At 72.4% G+C, this 25,568-nt stretch carries 14 protein-coding genes; 8 read left to right on the plus strand and 6 right to left on the minus strand.

Annotated features, from left to right (window positions below):
* Window positions 1–84: 84 nt before the first annotated feature.
* Window positions 85–2,265 (plus strand): primosomal protein N', encoded by a 2,181-nt coding sequence (locus ACF062_RS28940; RefSeq protein WP_392142592.1) that lies wholly within the window; start codon window positions 85–87, stop codon window positions 2,263–2,265.
* A gap of 94 nt (window positions 2,266–2,359) precedes the next feature.
* Window positions 2,360–2,506, plus strand: coding sequence for a hypothetical protein (locus ACF062_RS28945; RefSeq protein ID WP_392142593.1), 147 nt, complete (start codon window positions 2,360–2,362; stop codon window positions 2,504–2,506).
* Window positions 2,507–2,664: 158 nt separating this feature from the next.
* Here the strand turns inward: ACF062_RS28945 and ACF062_RS28950 are convergent, their stop codons facing one another.
* Entirely contained in the window at window positions 2,665–3,225 is a 561-nt protein-coding gene (locus ACF062_RS28950; protein WP_392142594.1) for a hypothetical protein, read from the minus strand.
* 228 nt (window positions 3,226–3,453) lie between these two features.
* Here ACF062_RS28950 and fmt point away from each other — a divergent pair, with 228 nt between their 5' ends.
* The 5 genes from fmt (at window position 3,454) to ACF062_RS28975 (ending at window position 8,648) form a co-directional block, all read left to right on the plus strand.
* Complete coding sequence (gene fmt / locus ACF062_RS28955) at window positions 3,454–4,398, plus strand: methionyl-tRNA formyltransferase (RefSeq protein WP_392142595.1); 945 nt, start codon at window positions 3,454–3,456, stop codon at window positions 4,396–4,398.
* Window positions 4,399–4,431: 33 nt separating this feature from the next.
* Window positions 4,432–5,892, plus strand: a complete 1,461-nt coding sequence (locus ACF062_RS28960; RefSeq protein WP_392142596.1) for an RsmB/NOP family class I SAM-dependent RNA methyltransferase — start codon at window positions 4,432–4,434, stop codon at window positions 5,890–5,892.
* A gap of 448 nt (window positions 5,893–6,340) precedes the next feature.
* Window positions 6,341–7,027 carry a ribulose-phosphate 3-epimerase gene (gene rpe, locus ACF062_RS28965; RefSeq protein WP_223773517.1) on the plus strand — a complete coding sequence of 229 codons (687 nt, stop codon included), beginning with the start codon at window positions 6,341–6,343 and terminating at the stop codon, window positions 7,025–7,027.
* Window positions 7,028–7,105: 78 nt separating this feature from the next.
* Window positions 7,106–8,158: a sugar-binding transcriptional regulator gene (locus tag ACF062_RS28970; RefSeq protein ID WP_223773516.1), complete on the plus strand. Its 1,053-nt coding sequence runs from the start codon at window positions 7,106–7,108 to the stop codon at window positions 8,156–8,158.
* Window positions 8,159–8,276: 118 nt separating this feature from the next.
* A complete protein-coding gene (locus ACF062_RS28975; protein WP_392142597.1) occupies window positions 8,277–8,648 on the plus strand; it encodes a barstar family protein in 372 nt (123 codons plus the stop codon).
* A 44-nt stretch (window positions 8,649–8,692) separates the two neighbouring features.
* On the opposite strand, the gene ACF062_RS28980 is transcribed toward ACF062_RS28975, so the two are convergent.
* Genes ACF062_RS28980 through ACF062_RS29000 form a run of 5 tightly spaced genes read right to left on the minus strand, consistent with a single transcriptional unit; the run spans window position 8,693 to window position 14,026 of the window.
* Window positions 8,693–9,439: a thioesterase II family protein gene (locus tag ACF062_RS28980; RefSeq protein ID WP_392142598.1), complete on the minus strand. Its 747-nt coding sequence runs from the start codon at window positions 9,437–9,439 to the stop codon at window positions 8,693–8,695.
* Between the two features lie 51 nt (window positions 9,440–9,490).
* Window positions 9,491–10,744 carry a glycosyltransferase gene (locus ACF062_RS28985; RefSeq protein ID WP_392142599.1) on the minus strand — a complete coding sequence of 418 codons (1,254 nt, stop codon included), beginning with the start codon at window positions 10,742–10,744 and terminating at the stop codon, window positions 9,491–9,493.
* A gap of 14 nt (window positions 10,745–10,758) precedes the next feature.
* Window positions 10,759–11,496 carry an NAD-dependent epimerase/dehydratase family protein gene (locus tag ACF062_RS28990; protein WP_392142600.1) on the minus strand — a complete coding sequence of 246 codons (738 nt, stop codon included), beginning with the start codon at window positions 11,494–11,496 and terminating at the stop codon, window positions 10,759–10,761.
* On the minus strand, window positions 11,496–12,530 hold the full coding sequence (locus ACF062_RS28995) for a Gfo/Idh/MocA family protein (protein ID WP_392142601.1): 1,035 nt from the start codon (window positions 12,528–12,530) through the stop codon (window positions 11,496–11,498). The genes ACF062_RS28990 and ACF062_RS28995 overlap by 1 nt, the downstream gene beginning before the upstream one ends.
* On the minus strand, window positions 12,527–14,026 hold the full coding sequence (locus tag ACF062_RS29000) for an NDP-hexose 2,3-dehydratase family protein (protein WP_392142602.1): 1,500 nt from the start codon (window positions 14,024–14,026) through the stop codon (window positions 12,527–12,529). The genes ACF062_RS28995 and ACF062_RS29000 overlap by 4 nt, the downstream gene beginning before the upstream one ends.
* 578 nt (window positions 14,027–14,604) lie before the next feature.
* Here ACF062_RS29000 and ACF062_RS29005 point away from each other — a divergent pair.
* The gene (locus ACF062_RS29005; RefSeq protein ID WP_392142694.1) at window positions 14,605–25,545 is read left to right on the plus strand and encodes a type I polyketide synthase; all 10,941 of its coding nucleotides are present in this window, start codon (window positions 14,605–14,607) and stop codon (window positions 25,543–25,545) included.
* Window positions 25,546–25,568 lie beyond the last annotated feature (23 nt).

A 25,568-nucleotide genomic window follows, 5' to 3' on the forward strand; every position in this document is an offset into this window, starting at 1 on the left:
GTGGTGAGGCCCGGTGTCCCTGGTGGGGTGCCGGGCCTCGGTCTTTTTCCGGCGCTGTCAGTACGGTCTGGTAGGAATGCTGCTGTGAGCAGCGAGAACGGGGCGGGTGTGGGTGCGGGCGCCGAGGGTGGGGTGCCCGAGGCCGAGCAGCTCGCGTTGATTCGGGACAGTGTGCGGGGGGCCAAGGTGCCGCGGGCCAAGCCGCGGACGTGGCGGGGGGCCGCGCTCGCCAAGGAGCTGCCGGTGGCGCGGGTTCTGGTCGACAAGGGCGTGCTCCACCTCGACCGGTACTTCGACTATGCCGTTCCCGAGGAGCTGGACGAGGTCGCTCAGCCCGGGGTGCGGGTCCGCGTGCGCTTCGGGGCCGGGTCGCGGAACGTGCGCGAGGGACGGCGCGAGGGCGGCGGACTGATCGACGGGTTCATCGTCGAGCGGTGCGCCGAGACCGAGTACAGCGGGCCGCTGGCCGCCCTGGCGCAGGTCGTCTCACCGGAGCCCGTGCTGGACGCCGGGCTGCTCGAACTCGCGCGGGCCGTCGCCGACCGGTACGCGGGCAGCCTCGCCGACGTGTTGCAGCTGGCGATCCCGCCCCGGCACGCGCGCGCCGAGTCCCGGGTGGCCGGTGCTTCCGCGGCGCCCCCGGCCGCCCCGGACCCCGGGACCTGGCGGCGGTACGGGCACGGGGCCGAGTTCCTCGGAGCGCTGGCCTCGGGAGGGTCGCCCCGTGCGGTGTGGACCGCGCTGCCCGGGCCGCAGTGGGCCGAGGAGATCGCCCGCGCCGTGCAGGCCACGCTCGCCTCGGGGCGGGGAGCGCTCGTCGTCGTGCCCACGGGGCGGCCCGCCGCGCGCGTGGACGCCGCGCTCACCGCGCTCCTCGGCGAGGGGCAGCACGCCCTGCTGACCGCCGACGCCGGGCAGGAGCGGCGCTACCGGGAGTGGCTGTCCGTGCGCCGGGGTGAGGTGCGGGCCGTCGTCGGGACGCGGGCCGCCATGTTCGCGCCCGTACGGGATCTTGGGCTGGTGGTCGTCTGGGACGACGGCGACTCCAACCACAGCGAGGACCGCGCCCCCTTTCCGCATGTGCGGGAGGTGCTGGAGCTGCGGGCCACCCGCGACAAGTGCGGTTTCCTGCTGGGGAGTTGGAGCTGCACGGTCGAGGCCGCCCAGCTCGTCGAGAGCGGCTGGGCCGCGCCTCTGGTGGCCGACCGCGAGCAGGTCCGGGGCGCGGCGCCGCTCGTGCGCACCGTGGGCGACGGGGACCTCGCGCGTGACGAGGCGGCGCGGGCCGCGCGGCTGCCGACGCTGGCCTGGCGGGCCGTGCGGGAAGGGCTGAAGCACGGGCCCGTCCTGGTACAGGTGCCCCGGCGCGGCTATGTGCCGCGGCTCGCGTGCGAGCGGTGCCGGGAGCCCGCGCGGTGCCGCCGGTGCGCCGGTCCGCTGGAGGCGCAGGAGAGCGGCGCCGCTCTGCGCTGCGGCTGGTGCGGGGTGGCGGAGGCCGCCTGGCACTGCGATTCCTGCGGTGGGTTCCGGCTGCGGGCGCAGGTCGTGGGGGCGCGGCGGACGGCCGAGGAGCTGGGGCGGGCGTTTCCGGCGGTGCCGGTACGGACGTCGGGGCGCGAGCAGGTGCTCGACACGGTGCCGGGGGCGCCCGCGCTGGTGGTCAGCACGCCCGGGGCGGAGCCCGTCGCCGAGGGGGGTTACGCCGCCGCGCTGCTGCTGGACGGCTGGGCCATGCTCGGCCGGCCCGATCTGCGGGCGGGCGAGGACGCGCTGCGGCGGTGGATCGGGGCCGCCTCGCTCGTACGTCCGCAGGGTGCGGGCGGCACCGTGGTGGTCGTCGCCGAGCCGACGCTGCGGCCCGTGCAGGCGCTGGTGCGGTGGGACCCCGTGGGGCACGCGGTGCGGGAGCTCGCGGACCGGGCCGAGCTGGGCTTCCCGCCGGTGTCGCGGATGGCGGCGGTCTCCGGGCCGCCGGAGGCGCTCGCGGGGTTTCTCGCCGGGGCCGAACTGCCCCCGGAGGCCGTGGTGTTGGGCCCCGTCCCGGTACGGGACCCTGGCCCCGGCCCCACGCGGCGACCCGGCGCTGTGCCCGCCGGTGAGCAGTGGGAGCGCGTGCTGATCCGCGTGCCGCCGGGCAGCGGGGCCGCGCTCGCCGCCTCACTGAAGACGGCGCAGGCCGCGCGGATGGCCCGGGGGGCGAAGGGTGCTCGGGAGGGCGGCGCCGAGGCGGTGCGGATCCGGGTGGATCCGCTGGACATCGGCTGAGGGTCCGGTTTCCGGTGGGGCGGGGGTGGCGCATGGCTGCCCCTCGTCGTGGGAGGGAGGCCGGCTGTCCTCTCGCCGTGGGCAAGGCGGCAAAGTGGCAGGCGCCATGGGGCGCGGGTCGCCCGTGTGGGTGTCCCGCGACCGGATCGGCTGGGCGTCGGCTGAGGGATCGGGCGCGGGCGGGGCCGCGTACGGCTGTCTGCTCGACATGGGCAAGGAGGCAGGGAGGCTGTCGTCGTGAGGCGCGGGTCGGCCGTGCGCGCCCGTGAGGATGGTGCGTGGCTGTGCGGATTCGGGTGGGCCCGCTGGGCATCGGTTGAGGTTGCGGACGGGGCGGTAATACGACTGCCCCCTCGCCGCAGGCAACGCGGCAAGGAGGCAGTCGTCGTAGGGCGCCGGTCAGCCGTTGCGAGGGCCCGGGAACGCGCTCGGCCTGGCTTCGTCGCGGAGGGCGGGGCTGCCCGCGGTCGGCTGGGTCGGCATCGTGCGGGCCGCGGGGACGGACGGCAGGGGGCCGCCGACCGGGAACGGGCGGGGGGCCGTGGTCGTGGTGGTCGCGGTCGGCGCCGGGGCGTCCGTCGCCCGCTCCGCCTCGGCCGCCGCCTGCGTGGTGGCCCGCCGCGCGCCGTAACGGCGGTGGACCGCCTGCTTGGTCACGCCGAGCGCCGAGCCCACCGCGTCCCACGAGAACCCGAGCGAGCGGTCGAAGTCCACGGCCGCGGTGACCAGCGTCTCGACGCTGTCCCGCAGTTCCTGGGCGAGGCGGACGGTCGGGGCGGGCGCCCGCCCGTACACGACGAAGCCCGCGGAGGGGCTGGAGCGGCGCGGGCGGTAGACGTTGCCGAGCTGGGCGGTGAGGGTGCGCAGTGCGTCCACCTGCCGGCGGACCCGCTCGATGTCCCGCACCAAGAGGTGCAGGCTGGCCCGTGCCTGGGCGTCGTGGGTTGCGTGGTCGGCCATGAACAAGCCTCTCGAACCGGCGTTGAAAAGGATCGAGCCGCGACCGCGGCCCATTTTGGTCAACTCTTACTTGACCAACGCGCTAGCGCGTGTGGGGTCACGGTGCAGGGGCGTATGCGCATATGCACAGGGCGCGCGTCAGTTCGTACGCCCCCACGTGCGTCAACGGCCGCCGCCCATAGACTGGTGCGCTGCCGTCGCTCCCACACAGATCCGAGGTACCACCCAGTGAAGCTCGTCTTCGCAGGCACTCCTGAGGTCGCCGTCCCCGCGCTGGACGCCCTGATCGCCTCCGACCGGCACGAGGTGGCCGCCGTCGTGACCCGTCCGGACGCGCCCGCCGGCCGGGGCCGCAGGCTCGTGGCGAGCCCGGTGGCGGAGCGCGCGCAGGAGGCGGGCATCGAGGTGCTGAAGCCCGAGAAGCCGCGTGACGAGGAGTTCCTGGCGCGGCTGCGGGAGATCGGGCCGGAGTGCTGCCCCGTCGTCGCCTACGGCGCGCTGCTGCCCAAGGCCGCCCTCGACGTGCCGGCCCGCGGCTGGGTCAATCTGCACTTCTCGCTGCTGCCCGCCTGGCGCGGCGCCGCGCCCGTGCAGCACGCGGTGATGGCGGGCGATGAGATCACGGGCGCCTCGACGTTCCTGATCGAGCAGGGCCTCGACTCCGGGCCGGTGTACGGCACGGTCACCGAGGAGGTGCGGCCCACCGACACCAGCGGCGACCTGCTCACCCGGCTCGCCTTCGCGGGCTCCGGGCTGCTTGTCGCCACCATGGACGGCATCGAGGACGGCAGCCTCAAGGCCGTGCCGCAGCCGGCCGACGGCGTCACCCTCGCCCCGAAGATCACCGTCGAGGACGCCCAGGTGGACTGGGCCGCGCCCGCGCTGCGCGTGGACCGCGTGGTGCGCGGCTGCACGCCCGCGCCCGGCGCCTGGACCGTCTTCCGCAGCGAGCGGCTGAAGATCATTCAGGCGGCGCTCGTCCCCGACCGCACCGATCTCGCGCCCGGCGAGCTCTCCGCCGCCAAGAACAACGTGTACGTCGGTTCCGGCTCGCACGCCGTCGAGCTGCTCTGGGTCCAGCCGCAGGGCAAGAAGCCGATGCGCGGTGCCGACTGGGCGCGCGGGGTGCGGATCGCCCCCGATGAGCGCCTCGGCGGTGGGGACGTAGGCTGAGTGGGTTCGTCCCATTCCAGCAGCGGAGCACCTTTGAACGACCAGCCGAACCGGCGCCCCCGCAAGCCCTCCGGCAAGCCGGGGAAGTCCGGCAAGCCCTACCGCCGGCCCCAGAAGGACCCCGTCCGCATCCTCGCCTTCGAGGCGCTGCGGGCCGTGGACGAGCGGGACGCGTACGCGAACCTCGTCCTGCCGCCCCTGCTGCGCAAGGCCAGGGAGAAGGAGGGGCCCGAGAAGTTCGACGCGCGGGACGCGGCGCTCGCCACCGAACTCGTCTACGGGACGCTGCGCCGCCAGGGCACGTACGACGCGATCGTGGCGGCCTGCATCGACCGGCCGCTGAGCGAGGTCGACCCGCCGGTGCTCGACGTGCTCAACCTCGGTGTGCACCAGCTGCTCGGCACACGCATCCCGACGCACGCCGCCGTCTCCGCCTCGGTGGAGCTGGCGCGCGTGGTGCTCGGCGACGGACGGGCCAAGTTCGTCAACGCCGTACTGCGCAAGGTCGCGCAGGACGATCTCGACGGCTGGGTGGAGAAGGTCGCGCCGCCCTACGACGAGGACCCCGAGGACCACCTCGCCGTCGTGCACTCGCACCCCCGGTGGGTCGTCTCGGCGCTGTGGGACTCGCTCGGCGGGGGCCGCGCCGGGATCGAGGACCTGCTCGAGGCCGACAACGAACGCCCCGAGGTCACGCTCGTCGCCCGGCCCGGCCGCTCCACCGCCGATGAGCTGCTCGACTCCGTGGGCGAGGACTCGGCGCTGCCGGGCCGCTGGTCGCCGTACGCCGTGCGGCTCAGCGAGGGCGGGGAGCCCGGACTGATCGAGGCGGTGCGGGAAGGCCGCGCGGGGGTGCAGGACGAGGGCAGCCAGCTCGTCGCGCTCGCCCTGGCGAACGCCCCGCTGGAGGGTCCCGACCGGAAGTGGCTCGACGGCTGCGCGGGACCCGGCGGCAAGGCGGCCATGCTCGCCGGGCTCGCCGCCGGGCGCGGTGCCACGCTGCTCGCCTCCGAGAAGCAGCCGCACCGGGCCGGCCTCGTCGCGCAGTCGCTCGACGGCAACCCCGGCCCCTACCAGGTCATCGCCGCCGACGGCACCCGACCGCCGTGGCGCCCCGGTACCTTCGACCGCGTCCTGATGGACGTGCCCTGCACCGGACTGGGCGCGCTGCGCCGCCGTCCGGAGGCCCGCTGGCGCCGCCGCCCGCAGGACCTGGACGGCTTCGCCCCGCTCCAACGCGCCCTGCTGCGCACGGCGTTGGAGTCGGTGCGCGTCGGCGGCGTCGTCGGCTACGCCACCTGCTCGCCGCACGTGGCCGAGACCCGCGCGGTCGTCGACGACGTCCTCAAGCACACGGGCGGCGCCGAACTGCTCGACGCGCGCCCGCTGCTGCCGGGCGTGCCGGCACTGGGGGACGGGCCCGACGTACAGCTGTGGCCGCATCTGCACGGGACGGACGCGATGTATCTGGCGCTGATTCGGCGGACGGCCTGATTCGACGGACGGCCGGATGCGGTGGGCGGCCTGATTCGGTGGAGGGCCGGATGCGGTGGACGGCCTGGTGCGGTGGTGGACGGCCGGATGCGGTGGACGGCCTGATCCGGTGTGCGGGCTGGTCCGGCCGAGGACCGGATCCGTGGGCGGACTGATCCTTGGACGGTCCGGCCCGCGGTCGGCGTCTTCACGTGCGAACTGGCGCGGCGCGGTTCTTCGCGATGGCGAGCGACCGGGCGTACGGCGTGGGGGTCGCCCGCAGGTAGGAGACGAAGAGCGTCCTGGCAGCTCCCGGCCTCGCGCGCGTCCTCGGCGGCGCGGGCGGGGCCCGTCGCGGAGCGCTGCTCCTTCGCTTCCGTACACGGCACTGCGCGCGTCCGCACAAGGCGTCGTGCCCAGGGCGCGGACCGCGGTCCGCGCCGGGCGCCGGGCATGGCAGTCTTGAGGCATGGCCGTGCAGATCAACCCCAGCATCCTGTCCGCGGACTTCGCCCGCCTTGCCGAGGAGGCAAAGGCCGTCGAGGGCGCCGACTGGCTCCACGTCGACGTGATGGACAACCACTTCGTCCCGAACCTGACCCTCGGTGTGCCGATCGTGGAGTCGCTGGCCCGGGCGACGGACACGCCTCTGGACTGCCACCTGATGATCGAGGACCCCGATCGCTGGGCCCCGCAGTACGTCGAGGCGGGCGCCGGATCCGTCACCTTCCACGCGGAGGCCGCCGCCGCCCCCGTCCGCCTCGCCCGCGAGATCCGCGCCAAGGGTGCCCGCGCCTCCATGGCGCTGAAGCCGGCGACGCCCATCGAGCCGTACGAGGACCTGCTGCGCGAGCTCGACATGCTGCTGATCATGACGGTCGAGCCGGGCTTCGGCGGGCAGGCGTTCCTCGACATCATGCTGCCCAAGATCCGCCGCACCCGTGAGCTGATCGGCAAGCACGGTCTGGAGCTGTGGCTCCAGGTCGACGGCGGTGTCTCCGCCGAGACCATCGAGCGCTGCGCGGAGGCCGGCGCCGATGTCTTCGTCGCGGGCTCGGCCGTCTACGGCGCCACGGACCCGGCAGAAGCGGTACGTTCATTGCGTGCCCAAGCGACGGCAAAGACCGCGTCAAGTGCCTGGGCATGCGACCACTGAGCCACGGGAACGTGAACGCAGTCCCTCAGGGCTGATCAACTAGGCCGGATCTGCAAGGATGAACGGCGAACCCAGTTTGTGAACAGCAGTGAGGAGAGCGCCGTGTCGGCCATGTCGGCGGGTCGGTCAGCCATGCGGATGGGCCCCGCGGAGCTGGTACAGGCGGCGGCCATGGCCCGCCGCTTCTACCTCGAGGGCAAATCCAAGATCCAGATCGCCGAGGAATTCGGCGTCAGCCGCTTCAAGGTGGCCCGGGTCCTGGAGACGGCACTTGAGCGGGATCTCGTGCGCATCGAGATCCGGGTCCCGGCGGAGCTGGACGCCGAGCGCTCCGACGCGCTCCGCGCCCGCTACGGCCTGCGGCACGCCGTGGTCGTGGAGTCGCCGGCGCCCACCGACGAGATCGAGGACTCACCCGACCCCGAGAACCTCGGCGAGGTCGCGGCGGACCTTCTCGGCGAGCTCGTCACCGAGGGCGATGTGCTCGGCCTCGCCTGGGGCCGCTCCACGATCCACATGGCGGCCGCGCTCGATCAGCTGCCGCCGTGCACGGTCGTTCAGCTGACCGGTGTCTACGACGCGGGGACCGCCGAGCGCGGCTCCGTGGAGGCCGTGCGCCGCGCCGCCCAGGTCTCCGGCGGCGAGGCCCACCCCATCTACGCGCCGATGCTGCTGCCGGACCCCGCCACCGCGGCGGCGCTGCGCAACCAGACCGGCATCGCCCGTGCCTTCGAGTACTTCGACAAGGTCACGGTCGCCGCGGTCTCCATCGGCTCCTGGGAGCCGGGCATCTCCACCGTCCACGACATGCTCAGCGACGAGGAGCGAGCGCACTATGCCTCGCTGGGTGTGGCCGCGGAGATGTCCGCGCATCTGTTTGACGCCGAGGGGCGTCGGGTCGGGCGGGATCTCGGAGAGCGGTGTATCACCGTCGAAGCGGATCGGCTTCGGCGTATTCCTGAAGTCGTCGCCATCGCGGGTGGGCAGCGGAAGGCCGCGGCCATCGACGCGGTGCTGAGGTCGGGGCTTGTCACGAGTCTTGTCACGGATACCGCTGCCGCTGATCAGCTTCTTGTGGCGGGGGCGGCGCCGCGGCCCGCGTTGGATCGGGCGGATCCCGACGGCAGCTGAGTCGCCGCGGGTGGTGGGGGCTGGTGGCGCAGTTCCCCGCGCCCCTGCCGCGGTGTGTGGCCTGCGGGGGGCTTTACACCGGTGACTACTACGCGTCCTTCAAGGCGGTGCTGAGGTAATGCCAGGCGGAACCGACACCACGCCCGAGCCGCTCGCGTCCGTGCTCGACGCCGCGCGCGGCGCGGGCTGGACCACCACGACGCTTCACCTGACCGGGGTGGCCGACAAGGCCGGCTTCATGGAGCTCTGCGCCCGGAGCCTTGGTCTGCCCGACTGGTTCGGGCGCAACTGGGACGCCCTCGCCGACTGCCTCGGCGACCTGTCGTGGGCGCCGCCCGCGCGCGGGCGGCTGATCGTCGTCTCCGGCTGGCAGGAGTACGCGCGGGCCGAGCCGGAGGAGTGGGCCGTCGCGCAGGAGGTCTTCTCGTCCTCGGTGGAGCACTGGAGGGACGCGGAGGCGCCGCTGGAGATCGTCCTCGCCCTCGGTTGAGCCCCGCCGCGGAAACGGCGGGGCCCGGTCGGGTGGCCTGATGGTCAGGCCGTCAGGTGCGTACGGATCCTCTCCAGTACGGAAGCGGCGTGCGTGTCCAGGTAGAAGTGCCCGCCACGGTACGCGTGCAGCTCGAAGTGCCCGGTGGTGAAATCGCGCCAGCCCTGGGCCTCGTCGACGGTGACCATCGGATCCGCGTCGCCGGTCAGCACCACCAGCGGGCAGTTCAGGGGCTCGCCCGGGGTGAGGCGGTAGGTCTCCACCGCGAAGTAGTCGTTGCGGATCGCGGGGAGCAGCATCGCCACCACGTCCGGGTCCTCCAGGAGACCGCCCGAGGTGCCGCCCAGCTCCTTCACCCTGTCGATCAGACCCGCGTCGTCGCGCCGGTGCACCCCCTCGTCACGCGAGAGGGAAGGAGCGGCGCGCCCCGAAGCGAAGAGCGCGACCAGCTCGACGTCCTTCTGCCGGAGCCTGCGGGCGACTTCGAACGCCACCAGCGAGCCCATGCTGTGGCCGAAGAACGCCAGCGGCCTGTCGGCCCACTCCAGCAGCTCCTCCGCCAGGATGTCGGCCAGCGAGGTCACGCTGTCGACGCACGGCTCCTTGCGCCGCTCCTGCCGCCCCGGGTACTGGACGGCCAGCACGTCGGCCACCGGCGACAGCTGCCGCGACACGGGGAAGAAATAGCTGGCGGCTCCGCCCGCATGCGGGAAGCACACCAGGCGGACGCCCGCGTCGGAGGGGTGGAAGCGGCGTATGGAAGGGGTGCTGAGGTCCGTCATATCTGTCATGTCTGTGGTCACTCCTCGGTACCGGGTCTGGGGGGCGCTCCGACTCCCCTCTCACACACGGGAGTTCGCCGCCTTGGGGCCGGGCCAGCGCTTCACCCAGTCCTCCAGGATGTCGACGGCCGTCTCGGTGCCGTTCTCGGCGCGCACGGCCTCGCCGATGCTCGCCGCCCGCCGGGCCATGCCCTCGTCGTTCAGGGCCTTGCCGAGTGCCTCGTCGAGGAGTTCGGCGGTGAACTTCGAGAACGGGATGGGCCGCGGGGAGACGCCGAGCCGGTGCACCTGCGCCGCCCAGAAGGGGCTGTCGGCGAACGTCGGCACGACCACCTGGGGCGTGCCCGAACGCAGCGCCTCGCCCGTGGTGTTGCAGCCGCCGTGGTGGATGATCGCCGACGACCGCGGGAACAGCCAGGGGTAGTGCACGTCCTCGACGCGGAACACGTCGTCCGGCACCTCTTCGGGGCCGCCGCCCACGAGCACGAGGCGGCGTCCGTACGACCGGACGACGCCGAGCACCTTCCGCAGGGTCTTGTCCGGCTGGTGCACCGGCCAGATGCTCCCGAACGACAGCGTCACCGGGGCGTCCCCGGACTCCACGAAGTCGACCAGCGCGTCGGAGGGGCTCCACTCGCGGTCCCAGAACCAGTAGCCGGTGAACCGCGAGAGGGCGGGCCAGTCGGCGGGCTCGGTGAACATCTCACGGGTGACCGGGCACAACAGCGGTACGTCACGCCCCAGTTCGCGGTAAGGCGCGCCGAATGGCAGCCCCGGCATGTTCGCGTCCTTGCGGTATCCGCGAATGGAGACCCAGTCCAGGAGGCCCGCCGCGCGGTGCGTCAGGCGGTTGTAGAGCGGACCCAACTTGCTCGGGGGCGCCATCATGGCCGGCCACTGGCTGGTGGGGTTCAGCGGCCACCAGGTCAGCGAGGCCCAGGGGGCCTTGCCGTTGTCCTCGAACAGGATGCGGCTCAGTACGCTGTTGACCACCAGGTCGGCCCCCTCGCACACCTCCGCTATGCGGGAGGCGAGCAGGCGGATGTGCTCCTGCGTCTGCCGGGGGACCTTGCGCGCCGCGCGGAAGAGCGAGGCGCCCTGCTGGAGCGCCTCGGCGAGCGCCGGGTGCGCCAGGAAGTCCCTTGGGCTGCCCGGGAGTTCGGCGAAGTCGAGGCCGGACTCACGCACCAGCTTCTCGAAGTCACCGTGGGTGGCGAGGATCACCGAGTGTCCGCGGGCCGTCAGGGTCCTGCCCAGCGCGATGAACGGCTGGACGTCACCCCTTGATCCGGTGACAACGAGCGAGACGTGCATGAATCCTCCGTTGTTCAGTAATAGGGGACGTAGCGGTCGAGCATGCGGTCCAGGTAGTCGGAGTCGGCCACCGGTCGCAGCTCGGGCAGCAAGGCGCAGAGCTTGTCGACCGACACCCGGGTCAGGCTGAAGGGCACGTCGAGGATCTCGTGCCGCGCGAAGAGTCCCAGACGCTTCTCGACGCCGTGGACGACGGCCTCCACGGGCAGCGGCGTCCCCGAGGCCACGTTGACCACCTCGTTCTCGACGCCCTGTTCGAGGAGGCCGTCGACGGCCCGGACCAAGTCGGCCACGTCCACCAGATCGCGGTGCGCGCCCTTGTACACCCGCACGTTGCCGTCGCGTACCTGCTGGACGAAGGAGGGCAGCAGTTGGTGCGGGCGCTGCCAGCGGCCCGTCGCATGGCTCACCCGCAGCACGAGATACGGCGCTCCGGACCCGGCGACGATGTCCTCCAGGCGCAGTCGCTGGATGCCGTAGGGGGAGGTCGGTCGCAGCTCGGCGTCCTCGGCCATCGGTACGTCCCCGGTGCCGTACAGCGCGTGGGACGCGCTGGAGAGGAACACCATGAGCCGGCCTTCGGCGCGGCATTTGCGGCTGACCTCGTTCACCAGGGCCGTCTCGCGCTCGAACTCCGCGTCCGAGCTCGTCCAGGTGCTGGAGACCCCGGCGGCCAGGACCGTGGCGTTGGGGTGGCGGTCCTCGACGGCCGCCAGGTTGCGGGCGATGAACCCCTTGCCGATGATCTCCATCAGGGGCCCTCCGCGGAGGTGACGCGGACCGCCGACTTGTGGATGGCGTCGAGCAGTTCGGCCGTCCGTACGGTGGTGGCGGCCCAGGCCGGGTGGCCGGAGTCGACGCCCGTGGACGTGGTCTCGCGCACCGCCGCGGCGAACGCGGCCACCGAGCCCGCGAATTGGTGCTCGGCGGGGAGTACGAGCTCCTCGGTGCGGTTCTGCTCCTCGATGCGTACGACGGGCGCCATGGTCGCCGGCGGGGTGAAGGCGCGGTCCACGGTCAGCCGGGCCTCGCTGCCCCAGAGGGTGTAGCGCGAGCCGTAGGTGTGCACGAAGCCGAAGCCGACCGTCGCGATCTGACCCGCCGGGGCCGCGAGCACCGCGCTGCCCGCGACGTCGACGCCCGAGACCGGGTCGTCGTGCAGTACGGCACCGGCGACGGTGAGGTCGTCGCCGAGGAAGTACTGCGCGAGCCGTACGGGGTAGATGCCGGCGTCCAGCAGGGCACCGCCGCCGAGTTCGGGACGGTAGCGGACGTCGTGTGCGGGCAGCGGCGGGAAGCAGAACGCCGCGTCGACGTGCCGGAGTCGGCCGATGCGGCCCTGCGCGACCAGCTCGGCGACGCGCCGGTGGAGCCCGTGGTGGACGAAGGCGAGGTTCTCGCGGAGCACGAGGCCGCGTTCCGCCGCGACCCGGGCCAGCGCGCCGGTGTCCGCCGCGCCGGTGGTCAGTGGCTTCTCGGACAGGACGTGCTTGCCCGCTTCGAGGGCGGCGTTCACCCACGTGTGGTGCAGGGAGTTGGGGACCGACACGTAGACCGCGTCGATGTCGTCCCGCTGGAGGAGCGGCTCGTAGCCGTGCACGGCCTCGCAGTCGAAGTCGGCTGCGAATCGCTCCGCCTTCTCGTGCTCCCGGCTGGCGATGGCGGCGACGACGGTGTCCGGCACGTCGCGCAGCGCGGGCAGCGTGCGCCGCGCGGCGACCGAGGACGCGCCGAGCACGCCGACCCTCAGCGGTAAACCCGACGGAGTGGTGGTGCCCACGTTCATTCCCCTCTGGTCTGGCACAGCAGGCTGTGCAGGCAGGCAAGGAGACTCCTGGCCTGGATGTTCAGGTAGTTGCCGTGTTGGACGAGCTCCGAGAGCTGATGGACTGCCATCCACCGGAAGTCGTCGGGCTCCCGGAGCTCGCGCTCCGGGGGGATCTCCACGATCAGATAGCGGCTGCGGGTGTGGAAGAAGCGGCCGCCCTCCTCGGAGAGCACGGTGTCGAACCGGATGGCCTCGGCAGGGGCGCTCAGGACCTCGTCCAGGAACGGGGGAGCGGCCTCGGCCGGCAGTACGGCGTAATTCTCCGGGGTGCACTGCACGGTGGGCGCGAGCTCGACGGCGTCCATGAAGCCGGGCTCGTGCTTGGCCCGGACCAGGACGTGCAGCACGCCCTCGATCCGCTGGACCAGGAACGCTGTGACACCCTGGCCACGCGCCCGGATCATCGGCTGGGTCCAACCGTCGATCTCGCGGCTGCCGGTCTTCACGTCCACGGCCATCACGTCGAAGAACAGGCCGGATTCGTGTGAGATCCGCTCCTCGGAGCGGTGCCAGCCCCGCAGGGAGCCGAGGCCGACGAGAGTGGCCTCGCCCTCGAAGTCCGCCCGTGCGCCGGTGAACCAGTTGCGCAGCGAGCCGGGGGAGTGCAGCGAGCCGTGGCCGGGAACCAACGATCTTGTCAGTGCGGAACGGACGGTGTCGGTCCCGTCCGGATACAGTGATCGTGGATCACCTTCCGGGGGCCGGAAGTCGGGTAACGCGGGATCCGTCAACGGGAGGCAGGACATGACCGTGCGCGCGTCCATGTTCACCAGATCGTCCACCGCGAGCAGGGCGTGCAGCTGCCCTGCCGACAGCCAGTAGAAGCCGTCGAGCAGCTCCACGTCCTCCGTGGTTTTGACCACCATGTTTCGATTACGTTTCCGGTAGAACCAGGAGCCCTGCTCCGACTGGAGCACATCGGCGAGCACGCTATGCCGTGCGGCATTCCGAAAATAGTCGAGATAGGGCACCGGATGGCCGCCGTGCACCCTGGTGTAGTTACTCCGTGTTGCCTGCACGGTGGGTGAGAGCTGTACGCCGTTATGGTTTCCCGGCTCCATCTTCGCCTGCATCAGGCAGTGCGGTATGCCGTCGAATTCCTTGACCAGTATGCCCAGTACGCCGACTTCCGGCTGACTGATGACCGGTTGTTCCCAAGAAGGTACTGACCCCGGTGCGTCACGAACGCGCAGACCCCGTACCGAAAAGAACCGGCCACTGTCGTGAACGAGGTTTCCGTTCGACTCCTCGAATCGCCACCCCTTCAGCTCCGTGAACGGGATGTGACGAACCATCGACTGTTCTGTGTCGCGGTACGCGGTGAACCACGCGTGAAAATCCCGCAGACTCGTGATGGCTTGATCCACGTCTCGCAGGGAGTCGGAGATCCTGGTGGTCAGGCCGGCCCCTGGCCTGGTCAACACGTTGGCGCTGCCCGTCGGGGCGTGCGTCATCAGTCGCTCCTTGTTCCCTGGCGAGGGTTTGTGGACGGGGTGGTGGGGGGAGGGTCCGTATTTGGGGCGGCCGACTCCGGCGTGCGGCGATAACCGTCGACTCCCGACATTCCCCAGGGAGCGTGCGCCTAGTCCTGTGGTTTCCGGCCCTGGCTAGTCCTACGTCTCTCACGAGCGGCTGTCAACACACTCCATGTGACTTCGGGCCGTCCACGCGGTGTACTGCGCAAGGGGGTTCGCGGCCGGTGTCATCAGGGATGCCGTCAGGGGTTATTTGACGAAATCATGATGGTGCGGTCCGGTGCCGGATCCCTGTGACTCCCATCACATTGTCACCCTCGTTAGTGGTGTGGCAGGGTTGATGTACGCATTTGAACTGCTCTTTTTTCCGCGCTGAATCAAGAAACTCGCGACAAGTAATCCGACACTTCTGCCGATTGAAATCCGGTTGTGGGCGGCCGTCGGAACAAAACTATTGCGTCGACGAGTTCGGCGAATCTGAAGATCTAAGCGGGGGTTCAATTTTGTCCAGGGCTGCTCGGTCGGCGCAGCACGGTGGCGGCGGCGATCAGATAGCGGTGGTGGGGATCTCCTGCCGCCTGCCGCAGGCCGGTTCGGTGGCGCGGTTACGGCGACTCCTGCACGACGGAGTCGACGCCGTGACCGCCTTACCGCAGGGGCGCTGGCCCCAACGACCGCAAGATCAAGCCGACTTGGCCGCCGAGCGCGGCGGCTTCCTGGACCACGTCGACCAGTTCGACGCCGACTTCTTCGGGATCTCGCCGCGCGAGGCCGCGGCCATGGACCCCCAGCAGCGCCTCGCGCTCGAACTGGGCTGGGAACTCCTCGAGAACGGCGGCGTCACCCCCGACCGCCTGACGGAACAGCGCGCCGGTGTCTTCGTCGGCGCCATGAGCGACGACTACGCCACCCTCACCAGACAGCGCAGCTCCGAAGCCGTCTCCCACCACACACTCGCCGGTCTCCAGCGCAGCATGATCGCCAACCGGCTCTCCTACCTCCTCGGCGTGAACGGCCCCAGCCTGACGGTTGATTCGGGCCAGTCCTCCTCCCTCGTCGCCGTCCACATGGCATGCCAGAGCCTGCGTGCCGGGGAGTGCGAGATCGCCCTCGCCGGCGGCGTGAACCTGAACCTCACCTTCGACGGCACCCTGACCGTCTCCCGCTTCGGCGGGCTCTCGCCCGACGGCCGCTGCTACACCTTCGACGCCCGCGCCAACGGCTACGTACGCGGTGAGGGCGGCGGCTTCGTCCTCCTCAAGCCGCTGGCCCAGGCGCTCCGGGACGGCGACCACATCCACGGCGTCCTGCGCGGCAGCGCCGTCAACAACGACGGCGGCGGCGACAGCCTCACCACCCCCAGCCGGCAGGCGCAGGAAGAGGTGCTCCGCCGCGCCTACGCCGCGGCGGGCGTCCGCCCCGAGGACATCCAGTACGTCGAACTCCACGGCACGGGCACCGCTGTCGGCGACCCCATCGAGGCGGCGGCGCTCGCCTCCGTCCTCGGCTCCACCCGCCCGGCGGACGCACCGCTGCGGGTCGGCTCGGTCAAGACGAACGTGGGCCACCTGGAGGGCGCCGCGGGCATCGTGGGCCTGATCAAGGTCCTGCTGTCCGTCGAAGCGGGCGAGCTGCCCGCGAGCCTCAACTTCGAGACGCCCAACCCGGCCATTCCGCTAAAGGACTGGCGGCTGCAGGTCCAGACCGAACTCACCCCCTGGCCACGGCCGGACGCGCCGCTGCTGGCCGGTGTGTCGTCGTTCGGTGTGGGCGGCACGAACGCGCACGTGGTCGTGGAGCAGGCCCCCGAAGTCGCAGCCGGGGTCGGGGTGGGGTCCGGTCCGGTTGGGTTGGTGGCTGGTGGTGGTGTGGTGCCGTGGGTGCTTTCGGGGCGGTCGGCTGCGGGGTTGCGGGGGCAGGCGGAGCGGTTGCGGGAGTTTGTTGCGTCGTCCGAGGCTTCGGTTGCTGATGTGGGGTGGTCGTTGGCGTCGTCGCGGGCGGGGCTTGAGCATCGGGCGGTGGTGCTTGGTTCGGGTCGTGAGGAGTTGTCGGCGGCGTTGGAGGCCGTGGCGGCGGGTGAGCCTGCCGAGGGTGTGGTGTCCGGGGTGCGGGCTGGTGAGGGTGACGGGGTGGTGTTCGTCTTCCCTGGTCAGGGTTCGCAGTGGGCCGGGATGGCGACCGAACTCCTCGACGGCTCCAGGGTGTTCGCGGAGCGGTTCGGTGAGTGCGCGGCCGCGTTGGCGCCGCATATCGACTGGGCGCCGGTCGACGTCCTACGGGGGGAGCCGACGGCGCCGTCACTGGACCGTGTGGATGTCGTCCAGCCGATGCTGTGGGCGGTCATGGTTTCCCTGGCGGAAGTGTGGCGTGCGCATGGTGTGCGGCCTGCCGCTGTGGTCGGGCATTCGCAGGGTGAGTTGGCGGCTGCGGTGGTGGCGGGTGTGCTGTCGGTGGAGGACGGTGCGCGGATCGTCGCGTTGCGCAGTCAGCTGATCGGGCGGGAGTTGGCCGGTCAGGGCGGGATGGTGTCGGTGCCGTTGGCGGAGGCCGCGGCGGTCGAGCTCATCGAGCCGTGGAGCGGTCGCATCAGTGTGGCCACGGTCAATGGCCCGCAGTCCACGGTGGTTGCCGGTGAGGCTGCGGCGTTGGATGAGTTGCTGGCCGTGTGTGAGCGTGACGGTGTCAATGCGCGGCGAATACCCGTGGATTACGGGTCGCACACGCCGCAGGTGGAGCAGTTGAAGGACGCGTTGCTGGAGCTGGCCGCTCCCGTGACGGCGCGTTCCGGTGACGTACCCATGTACTCGACGGTGACGGGTGAGTTGTTGGCGGAGGGTGCGGCGGATGCGGAGTACTGGTTCCGTAATCTGCGGCAGCCGGTGCGGTTCCACGACACGGTGCGGGGGCTGATCGCTTCGGGGCATACCACCTTTGTCGAGGTGAGTCCGCATCCGGTGCTGACGTCGCCGGTCGAGGAGACTGGTGAGGCGGTGGGTGTGGAGGTGTTCGCGGGTGGCACGTTGCGGCGTGAGCAGGGCGGCATCCGGCGCTTCCTGACTTCTCTTGCGCAGGTGTGGGCGCATGGTGTGGAGCCCGACTGGCGGGCCGTGTTCGCCGGTACGGACGCGCGGCGCGTCGAGTTGCCCACGTACGCCTTCCAGCGCCGCCACTACTGGCTGGACGGCGCCGCCGTTGCCCCCCAGGCCGGGGCCGAAGCCCCTGCGGCCGTCCAAGCGGCCGCGGCGGCGCAGGACGTCGCGCTCGCCGTGCGGGTCCAGGCGGCCGCCGTGCTGGGGTACGGGACGCCGGAAGAGATCGACGTACGGCGTACCTTCAAGGATCTCGGCTTCGACTCGATCATGCTGGGCGATCTGCGCGGCAGGCTGAACACCGTGCTCGGCGGGCGGCTCACCATGGCCACCCTCTTCTCGCACCCGACCCCGGCCAGGCTCGCGGCGCACCTGGAATCCCTGCGGGGCAGCGCCGGAGAGGCCTCCACCGCGGCCGTCGCGGCACGCGGGCCCGGCCGTGACAGCGCGGCGGACCCCGACGACGATCTCATCGCCATCGTGGGCATGAGCTGCCGCTTCCCCGGCGGCGTCGCCTCGCCCGAGGACCTGTGGCGCCTCGTCACCTCGGAGCAGGACGCCATCTCGGAGTTCCCCGACGACCGCGGCTGGGACCTGGAGCGGCTGCTGAGCCCCGACGGGCCGGGCCGTGTCTCCGTCGGCGTCGGCGGATTCGTCGACCGCGTCACGGACTTCGACCCCCGCTTCTTCGGGATATCCCCGCGCGAGGCGCTCGCCATGGACCCGCAGCAGCGGCTGCTCCTCGAGACCTCCTGGGAACTCCTGGAGCGCGCCGGCATCGACCCGGACGTGCTGCGCGGCACCAGGACGGGCGTGTTCGTCGGCACGATGGACCAGGAGTACGGCCCCCGCCTGCACGAGGCACCGGAGACGCTCGACGGCCTGATGCTCACCGGCAAGGGCACCAGCGTCGCCTCCGGCCGCATCGCCTACGTACTCGGTCTGACGGGCCCCGCGCTGACGGTGGACACCGCCTGCTCCTCCTCGCTGGTGGCCCTGCACCTGGCCGTGCAGTCCCTGCGGCGCGGCGAGTGCACGCTGGCCCTCGCCGGCGGTGCCACGGTCCTGTCCACGCCCGGCATCTTCACCGAACTCACCAGCCAGCAGGGCCTGGCGCTCGACGGCCGCTGCAAGGCGTTCGCCGCGGCCGCCGACGGCACCGGCTTCTCGGAGGGCGCGGGCATGCTCCTGGTCGAGCGGCTCTCGGACGCGCGCCGCAACGGCCACCGGGTGCTCGCGGTCGTCCGCGGCTCCGCGATGAACCAGGACGGCGCCTCCAACGGCCTGACGGCCCCCAACGGCCTCTCCCAGCAGCAGGTCATCCGGGACGCCTGGTCGAGCGCCGGTCTCGCCTCCGCCGACGTCGACATGCTGGAGGCACACGGCACGGGAACCGCGCTCGGCGACCCCATCGAAGCCGAGGCGCTGCTCGCCACCTACGGCCAGGACCGGCCCGAGGAGCGGCCGCTGCTGCTCGGCTCGCTCAAGTCCAACATCGGCCACACCCAGGCGGCCGCGGGCGTCGCGGGCGTCATCAAGTCGGTCCTCGCCATCAGGCACGGCCTCGTGCCCCGCACCCTGCACGTCGACGGTCCGACGCCCGAGGTGGACTGGTCCACCGGCGCGGTCCGCCTCGCCACGCAGAGCACCCCGTGGCCCGAGGCCAGCCCGGTCCGCAGGGCCGGCGTCTCCTCATTCGGCATCAGCGGCACCAACGCCCACGTCATCATCGAGCAGGCACCAGAGGGCGCCGGAGCCCCCGTCGAGGAGCCCGCACGGGTCGCGCCCACGGCACGGATGCGCGACGGCGGTGCGCTGCCCTGGGTGATCTCCGGCCGTACTGCGGCGGGACTGCGCGCACAGGCCGCACGGCTGCGCGAGTTCGCGGCCGGAGCCGGCGCGACGGACGAGGAACTGGGGCGCGCCCTGGCCACGACCAGGTCGGCCCTGGAGCACCGCGCCGTCGTGGTGGCCGACGACCGGGAGACGTTCCTGGCCGGGCTCGACGCCCTGGAGGCGGGGGAGTCCGCCGCCCACGTACTGACGGGACGCGCGGCCGACGAGCCCGGCGACCTGGTGTTCGTCTTCCCCGGACAGGGGCACCAGTGGGCGGGCATGACCGCCGAGCTGATGGAGACCTCGCCGGTGTTCGCCGACTCCATGCGGCGCTGCGCCGAGGCGCTCTCCGCCGAGCTCGACTGGGACCTGCTCGACGTCCTGCGCGACGACCGGGGCCTGGAGAAGGTCGATGTCCTCCAGCCCGTGCTGTGGGCCGTCATGATCTCGCTCGCCGAGGTCTGGCGCTCCGTCGGCGTCGTGCCCACGGCTGTCGTCGGCCACTCCCAGGGCGAACTCGCGGCCGCCTGCTTCTCCGGTGCGCTCTCGCTCGCCGACGGCGCCCGTCTCGTGGTGCTGCGCAGCAGGCTCGCGGCGGCCGAACTGGACTGCAACGGCGCCCTGTTGACCCTCAGCGCGCCCGTCGGCCAAGTCGAGGAGATGCTCGCGGGACGCGAGGGCGTGTGGATCGCGGCCGCCAACAGCCCCGGCTCCACGGTGGTCGGCGGCCTCCCCGAGGCCCTCGCCGCCGTGCGCGAGGAGGCCGAGCGGGCCGAGCTGCGCCCGCGGGTCGTCCCCGCCGCCTTCGCCTCGCACACGCCCGTGGTCGAGGCCATCAAGGAACCGCTGCTCGCCGGAGCCGCCGGCGTCACCCCGCGCACCGGCACGATCCCGATGTACTCGACCGTCACCTCGGAACTGATCGACGGCGCGACGCTCGATGCCCGGTACTGGTACGACAACCTGCGCCGGCGGGTCCGCTTCCAGGACACCGTCGAAACCATGCTGGACGCGGGCAAGCGGATCTTCCTGGAGGTCAGCGCGCACCCCGTGCTCACCGCTCCGCTACAGGCCGTCGGGCACGCCGCCGAGCGCGACATCCTCTGCGCCGGTACGCTCCGCCGCGACCAGGGCGGCATCCGCCAGGTGCTCACCAACCTCGGGCAGCTGTGGATACGAGGGGTCCGGCCCGACTGGACCGCGCTCTTCGCCCCGGCCGCCGACGGCACCGAGCCCGTCGAACTGCCCACCTACGCCTTCCAGCGCGACCGCTACTGGCTCGCGCCCTCGGCCGCCGGCGGCCCGGTGCGGGTCGAACTGCCCTCCGCGGCGGTCTCCGAACCGGTCGACGGCTTCCGGCAGAAGGTGCTCGACGCGCCCACCGACGCCCAGCGGCTGCGCGTCGTCCTGGACGAGGTGTGCGGCCAGGCCGCGGCCGTCCTCGGCTGGTCCTCGGCACAGGACGTCGAGGTCACCCGGGCGTTCCGTGAGGCCGGCTTCGACTCGCTGACCGCCGTGGACCTGCGCAACCGCCTCGGCATCGCGACCGGACAGCCCCTCGCGCCCACGGCCGTCTTCGACTACCCGACGCCGCTGCGGCTCGCCGAGCACCTGCGCGACCGGATCCTCGGTACGGAGGGCACGGAGGGTACGGAGGGCACCGAAGGCGCGGGCGGCACGGGCGCCACGGCCGGCACTGTGGCGGGCGTCGCCGCCGGGGGCGCCCGCGCCGCGGCCGGTGACGACCCCATCGCCATCGTCGCCACCAGCTGCCGCTTCCCCGGCGACGTCCGCTCCCCGGAAGACCTGTGGCGGATGCTGCTCGACGGGCGGGACGCCATATCCGGGCTCCCCGACAACCGCGGCTGGGACCTCGACGCGCTGTACGACCCGGACTCCTCGCGGCCCGGCACCAGCTATGTCGACCAGGGCGGATTCCTGCACGACGCCGGGCAGTTCGACGCCGGGTTCTTCGGGATCTCGCCGCGTGAGGCCGTCGCCATGGATCCGCAGCAGCGGCTCCTCCTGGAGACCTCCTGGGAGGCCATGGAGCGCGCGGGCCTCGACCCGGTGACGCTGCGCGGCAGCAGGACCGGCGTGTTCGTCGGCGCCGTCCCGCACGGCTACGGCACCGATGCCACCAACACCGAGGAGTCCGGCGGCTATCTGTTCACCGGAGCCGCGGGCAGCGTGGCCTCCGGACGCATCGCGTACAGCTTCGGTCTGACGGGTCCGGCGGTGACGGTGGACACGGCGTGCTCGTCGTCGCTGGTGGCGCTGCACCTCGCGGTGCAGGCGCTGCGGCAGGGCGAGTGCACGATGGCGCTGGCCGCCGGAGTCACCGTGATGTCGACGCCGGGTGTCTTCACCGAGTTCAGCCAGAACCGAGGGCTCGCCCCCGACGGCCGTTGCAAGCCCTTCGCCGCCGCGGCGGACGGCACCTCCTGGGGCGAGGGCGTCGGTGTCCTCCTCCTGGAGCCGCTTTCCCGGGCCCGGCGCAACGGCCACCAGGTCCTCGGCGTGATCCGCGGCACCGCGGTCAACCAGGACGGCGCGTCCAACGGCCTGACCGCGCCCAACGGCCCGTCCCAGCAGCGGGTCATCCGCACGGCGCTCGCGAACGCGGGGCTCACCGCGGCGGACGTCGACGTGGTCGACGCGCACGGCACCGGCACCACGCTGGGCGACCCGATCGAGGCGCAGGCGCTCCTCGCGACGTACGGTCAGGACCGTCCCGAGGGCCGTCCGCTGCTGCTCGGCTCGCTGAAGTCCAACATCGGCCACACCTCCGCCGTCGCGGGCGTGGCGAGTGTCATCAAGATGGTCGAGGCGATGCGCCACGGCGCGGTGCCCAAGACGCTGCACATCGACGAGCCGACGCCGCATGTGGACTGGACCTCGGGCGCGGTGGAGCTGGTGACCGAGGAACGTCCGTGGCCCGAGACGGGCCGGGTGCGCCGCGCGGGTGTGTCGTCGTTCGGTGTGAGCGGCACGAACGCGCACGTCATCGTCGAGCAGGCCCCTGCGGAGGAGGCGCCCGAAGCCGAATCCGAGGTCGGGTCCGGTCCGGCTGGGCTGGTCTTCGGTGGCGGTGTTGTCCCGTGGGTGCTTTCGGGGCGGTCGGCCGCCGGACTGCGTGGTCAGGCGGAGCGGCTGGCGGAGTTCGTCGCGTCGTCCGAGGCCTCTGTCGCCGATCTGGGGTGGTCGTTGGCGTCGTCGCGTGCGGGGCTGGAGCACCGGGCTGTGGCGCTGGGCTCGGACCGTGAGGAGTTGCTGGCGGCGCTGAAGTCCTTGGAGGAAGACGAGCCGGCGTCCGGTGTGGTCACGGGCGTGGCGTCGGAAGGCAACGCTTCGGACGTGGTGTTCGTCTTCCCTGGTCAGGGTTCGCAGTGGGCCGGGATGGCGACCGAACTCCTCGACTCGTCGCCGGTGTTCGCGCACCGCTTCACCCAGTGTGCGGCTGCCTTGGCGCCGCATATCGACTGGGTGCCGGTCGATGTTCTGCGGGGGGAGCCGACGGCGCCGTCACTGGATCGTGTGGATGTCGTCCAGCCGATGCTGTGGGCGGTCATGGTGTCGCTCGCCGAGGTGTGGCGTGCTTCCGGGGTCAAACCCGCCGCTGTGGTCGGGCATTCGCAGGGTGAGTTGGCGGCTGCGGTGGTGGCGGGTGTGCTGTCGGTGGAGGACGGTGCGCGGATCGTCGCGTTGCGCAGTCAGCTGATCGGGCGGGAGTTGGCCGGTCAGGGCGGGATGGTGTCGGTGCCGCTCGCGGAGGCCGCGGCGGTCGAGCTCATCGAGCCGTGGAGCGGTCGCATCAGTGTGGCCACGGTCAATGGCCCGCAGTCCACGGTGGTTGCCGGTGAGGCGGCCGCGCTGGACGAGTTGATGGCCGCGTGTGAGCGCGATGAGGTACGGGCCCGCCGCATCCCCGTGGACTACGGGTCCCACACGCCGCAGGTGGAGCAGTTGAAGGACGCGTTGCTGGAGCTGGCCGCTCCCGTGACGCCGCGTTCCGGTGACGTACCCATGTACTCGACCGTGACCGGCGAACTGCTCGCTGACGGCATGGCCGACGCCGAGTACTGGTACCGCAACCTCCGCGAGCCCGTCCGCTTCCTCGACACCGTGCACGCGCTGATCGCCGCGGGCCACACCACCTTCGTCGAGGCCAGCCCGCACCCCGTCCTCACGTACGCGATCTCGGACGCGGGCGAGGCCTTGGCGCGCGATGTCACCGCGGTCGGCACCCTGCGCCGCGACGAGGGCGGCCCGCAGCGGCTGCTGACCTCGCTGGCCGAGCTGTGGGTACGAGGTGTCGTACCGGACTGGCAGGCCGTGTTCGGCGGCAGCGGTGCCCGGCGCGTCGAGCTGCCCACGTACGCCTTCCAGACCAAGCACTACTGGTTCGACACGGCACCGGCCCGCCCCGCCGCGGGCGCGGACCCGCACGCCGACTTCTGGGAGGTCGTCGAGCGCGAGGACCTGGAGGAGCTCGCCAAGACCCTGCGGCTCGACGCGGCGCGGTCCGAGCTCACCGCCGTGCTGCCCGCGCTCAACGCCTGGCACCAGCGGCACGCCGAGGCGGCCGCTCTGGAGTCGTGGCGGTACCGGGCGCACTGGAAGTCACTGCCCGGCGGCGCCAAGGCCGCCCTGTCCGGCACCTGGTTGGTGGCCGTCACGCCCGGTCAGCTCGACGGCACGCTGTACGAGACGGTCGCCGGAGCCCTGCGCGACCAGGGCGCCGACGTCGAACCGCTGGTCGCCGCAGCGTCCGGCGAAGGCACGGGCCCATGGGCCGAAGGGCTCGCCGCGCACCCTGGCGCGTCCGGTGTCCTCTCGCTGCTCGCCCAGGACGAGACGCCCTTCACGGATGCCACGGTCCTGCCGACCGGGTACGCCCTGAACCTGGCACTGCTGAAGGAGCTGGAGGCCGCGGACGCGGACATCCCGCTGTGGTGCGCCACCCAGGGCGCCGTGTCCACCGGCGAGCGCGACCCGCTCAGCAGCCCCGCCCAGGCGCTGACCTGGGGCCTCGGCAGGGTCGCCGCGCAGGAGCTGCCCGCCCGCTGGGGCGGCCTGGTGGACCTGCCGGGGGACCTTGACGAGCGTGCCCTCGCACGGCTCGGCGCGGTGCTCGCGGGCGACGCCGACGAGGACCAGGTCGCCGTCCGCGCGACCGGCGTCTACGGACGCCGCCTCGTCCGCGCCCCCCTCGGGGACACCTCCCCCGAGGACTGGACCCCGGGCAAGGGCACGGTGCTGATCACCGGCGGCACGGGCGCGCTCGGCGGGCAGGTCGCCCGGCGCCTCGCCGCACGCGGCGCCGAACACCTGCTGCTCGTCAGCAGGCGGGGCCCGGCGGCCCCCGGCGCCGCCGAGCTGGAAGCCGAACTGGTCGCCGCGGGAGCCCGCGTGACCACGGCCGCCTGTGACGTTGCGGACCCGGACGCACTGCGCCGCCTCCTCGACGAGGTGCCCGGCGACAGCCCGCTGACGACGGTCGTGCACACGGCGGCCGTCCTGGACGACGGCGCGCTGACCACCCTGACGCCCGAGCAGCTCGACCGGGTCCTTCGGGTCAAGGCAGGAGCCGCGTGGCACCTGCACGAACTGACGCGGGACCTGGACCTCACGGCGTTCGTGCTGTTCTCGTCCCTCGCGGGCACCGTCGGCATGGCCGGCCAGGGCAACTACGCGCCGGGCAACGCCTACTTGGACGCGCTCGCCCAGTACCGCCGCGCCCAAGGACTCGCGGCCACCTCCGTGGCGTGGGGCTCCTGGGCCAAGGGCGGCATGGCGGGCCTCGACGCGGTGGGGGAGACCAGCGCACGGCACGGCGTCCCGCTGCTGCCGCCGGAGCGAGCCACCGTCGCGCTGGAAGCGGCCCTCGCGCACGGCGACACCAGCCTCGTCATCGCCGACATCGACTGGGAGAGGTTCGCGCACGCCTACACCGCGACGCGGCCCAGCCGGCTGCTCGACGAACTCCCGGAGGCCCGCGCCGTCCTGACGGCGGACGAGCCCACGGCGGGCGCCGTCACGGCCGGGCTGCGCGAACGCCTCGCCGGGCTCGCACCGGCCGAGCGCGACCGGCAGCTGCGCGAGGCCGTACGGGCCCAGGTCGCGGCCGTCCTCGGCCACGACTCGGCGGAGACGGTGGAGTCGCGGCGCCGGTTCCTCGAACTCGGCCTGGACTCGGTCACCGCCGTGGAGCTGCGCAACCGGCTCAGCACCGCGACCGGTCTGCGGCTGCCCACCACCGTGATCTTCGACTTCCCGACCGTGACGGAGCTCGTGCGCCACCTCGGCACCGAACTCTTCGGCGACGAAGGCGAGGCCGCGGACGCGAGAGCGCCGGGAGCGGTCGAACTCGAACGGCTGGAGGCGCTGTTGACGGGCCTCCCCGAAACCGACCCCTCAAGAACCGAGCTGGCGGAACGGCTGCGGCAGCTGCTGCGCGCCGCCACCGGCGCGGCTCCCGACGGCGAGGAAGCCGTCGACGTGGAGGACCTCGAATCCGCAAGCAACGACGAGATCTTCGACTACATCGGCAAGGAGTTCGGGATCTCCTGAACCCCGGACTCCTGTCGACGTCG

Origin of the sequence: Streptomyces sp. NPDC015345 (assembly GCF_043078805.1) — a bacterium.
Lineage (GTDB): Bacteria > Actinomycetota > Actinomycetes > Streptomycetales > Streptomycetaceae > Streptomyces.

Bases quoted from the DNA above. Each gene is read 5' to 3' on its own strand.
- ACF062_RS28995 (WP_392142601.1), bottom strand. From the start codon at position 12,530: ATGAACGTGGGCACCACCACTCCGTCGGGTTTACCGCTGAGGGTCGGC.
- rpe (WP_223773517.1), top strand. From the start codon at position 6,341: ATGGCCGTGCAGATCAACCCCAGCATCCTGTCCGCGGACTTCGCCCGC.
- ACF062_RS28980 (WP_392142598.1), bottom strand. From the start codon at position 9,439: ATGACAGATATGACGGACCTCAGCACCCCTTCCATACGCCGCTTCCAC.
- ACF062_RS28975 (WP_392142597.1), top strand. From the start codon at position 8,277: ATGCCAGGCGGAACCGACACCACGCCCGAGCCGCTCGCGTCCGTGCTC.
- ACF062_RS28990 (WP_392142600.1), bottom strand. From the start codon at position 11,496: ATGGAGATCATCGGCAAGGGGTTCATCGCCCGCAACCTGGCGGCCGTC.
- ACF062_RS29000 (WP_392142602.1), bottom strand. From the start codon at position 14,026: ATGACGCACGCCCCGACGGGCAGCGCCAACGTGTTGACCAGGCCAGGG.
- ACF062_RS28985 (WP_392142599.1), bottom strand. From the start codon at position 10,744: ATGCACGTCTCGCTCGTTGTCACCGGATCAAGGGGTGACGTCCAGCCG.
- ACF062_RS28950 (WP_392142594.1), bottom strand. From the start codon at position 3,225: ATGGCCGACCACGCAACCCACGACGCCCAGGCACGGGCCAGCCTGCAC.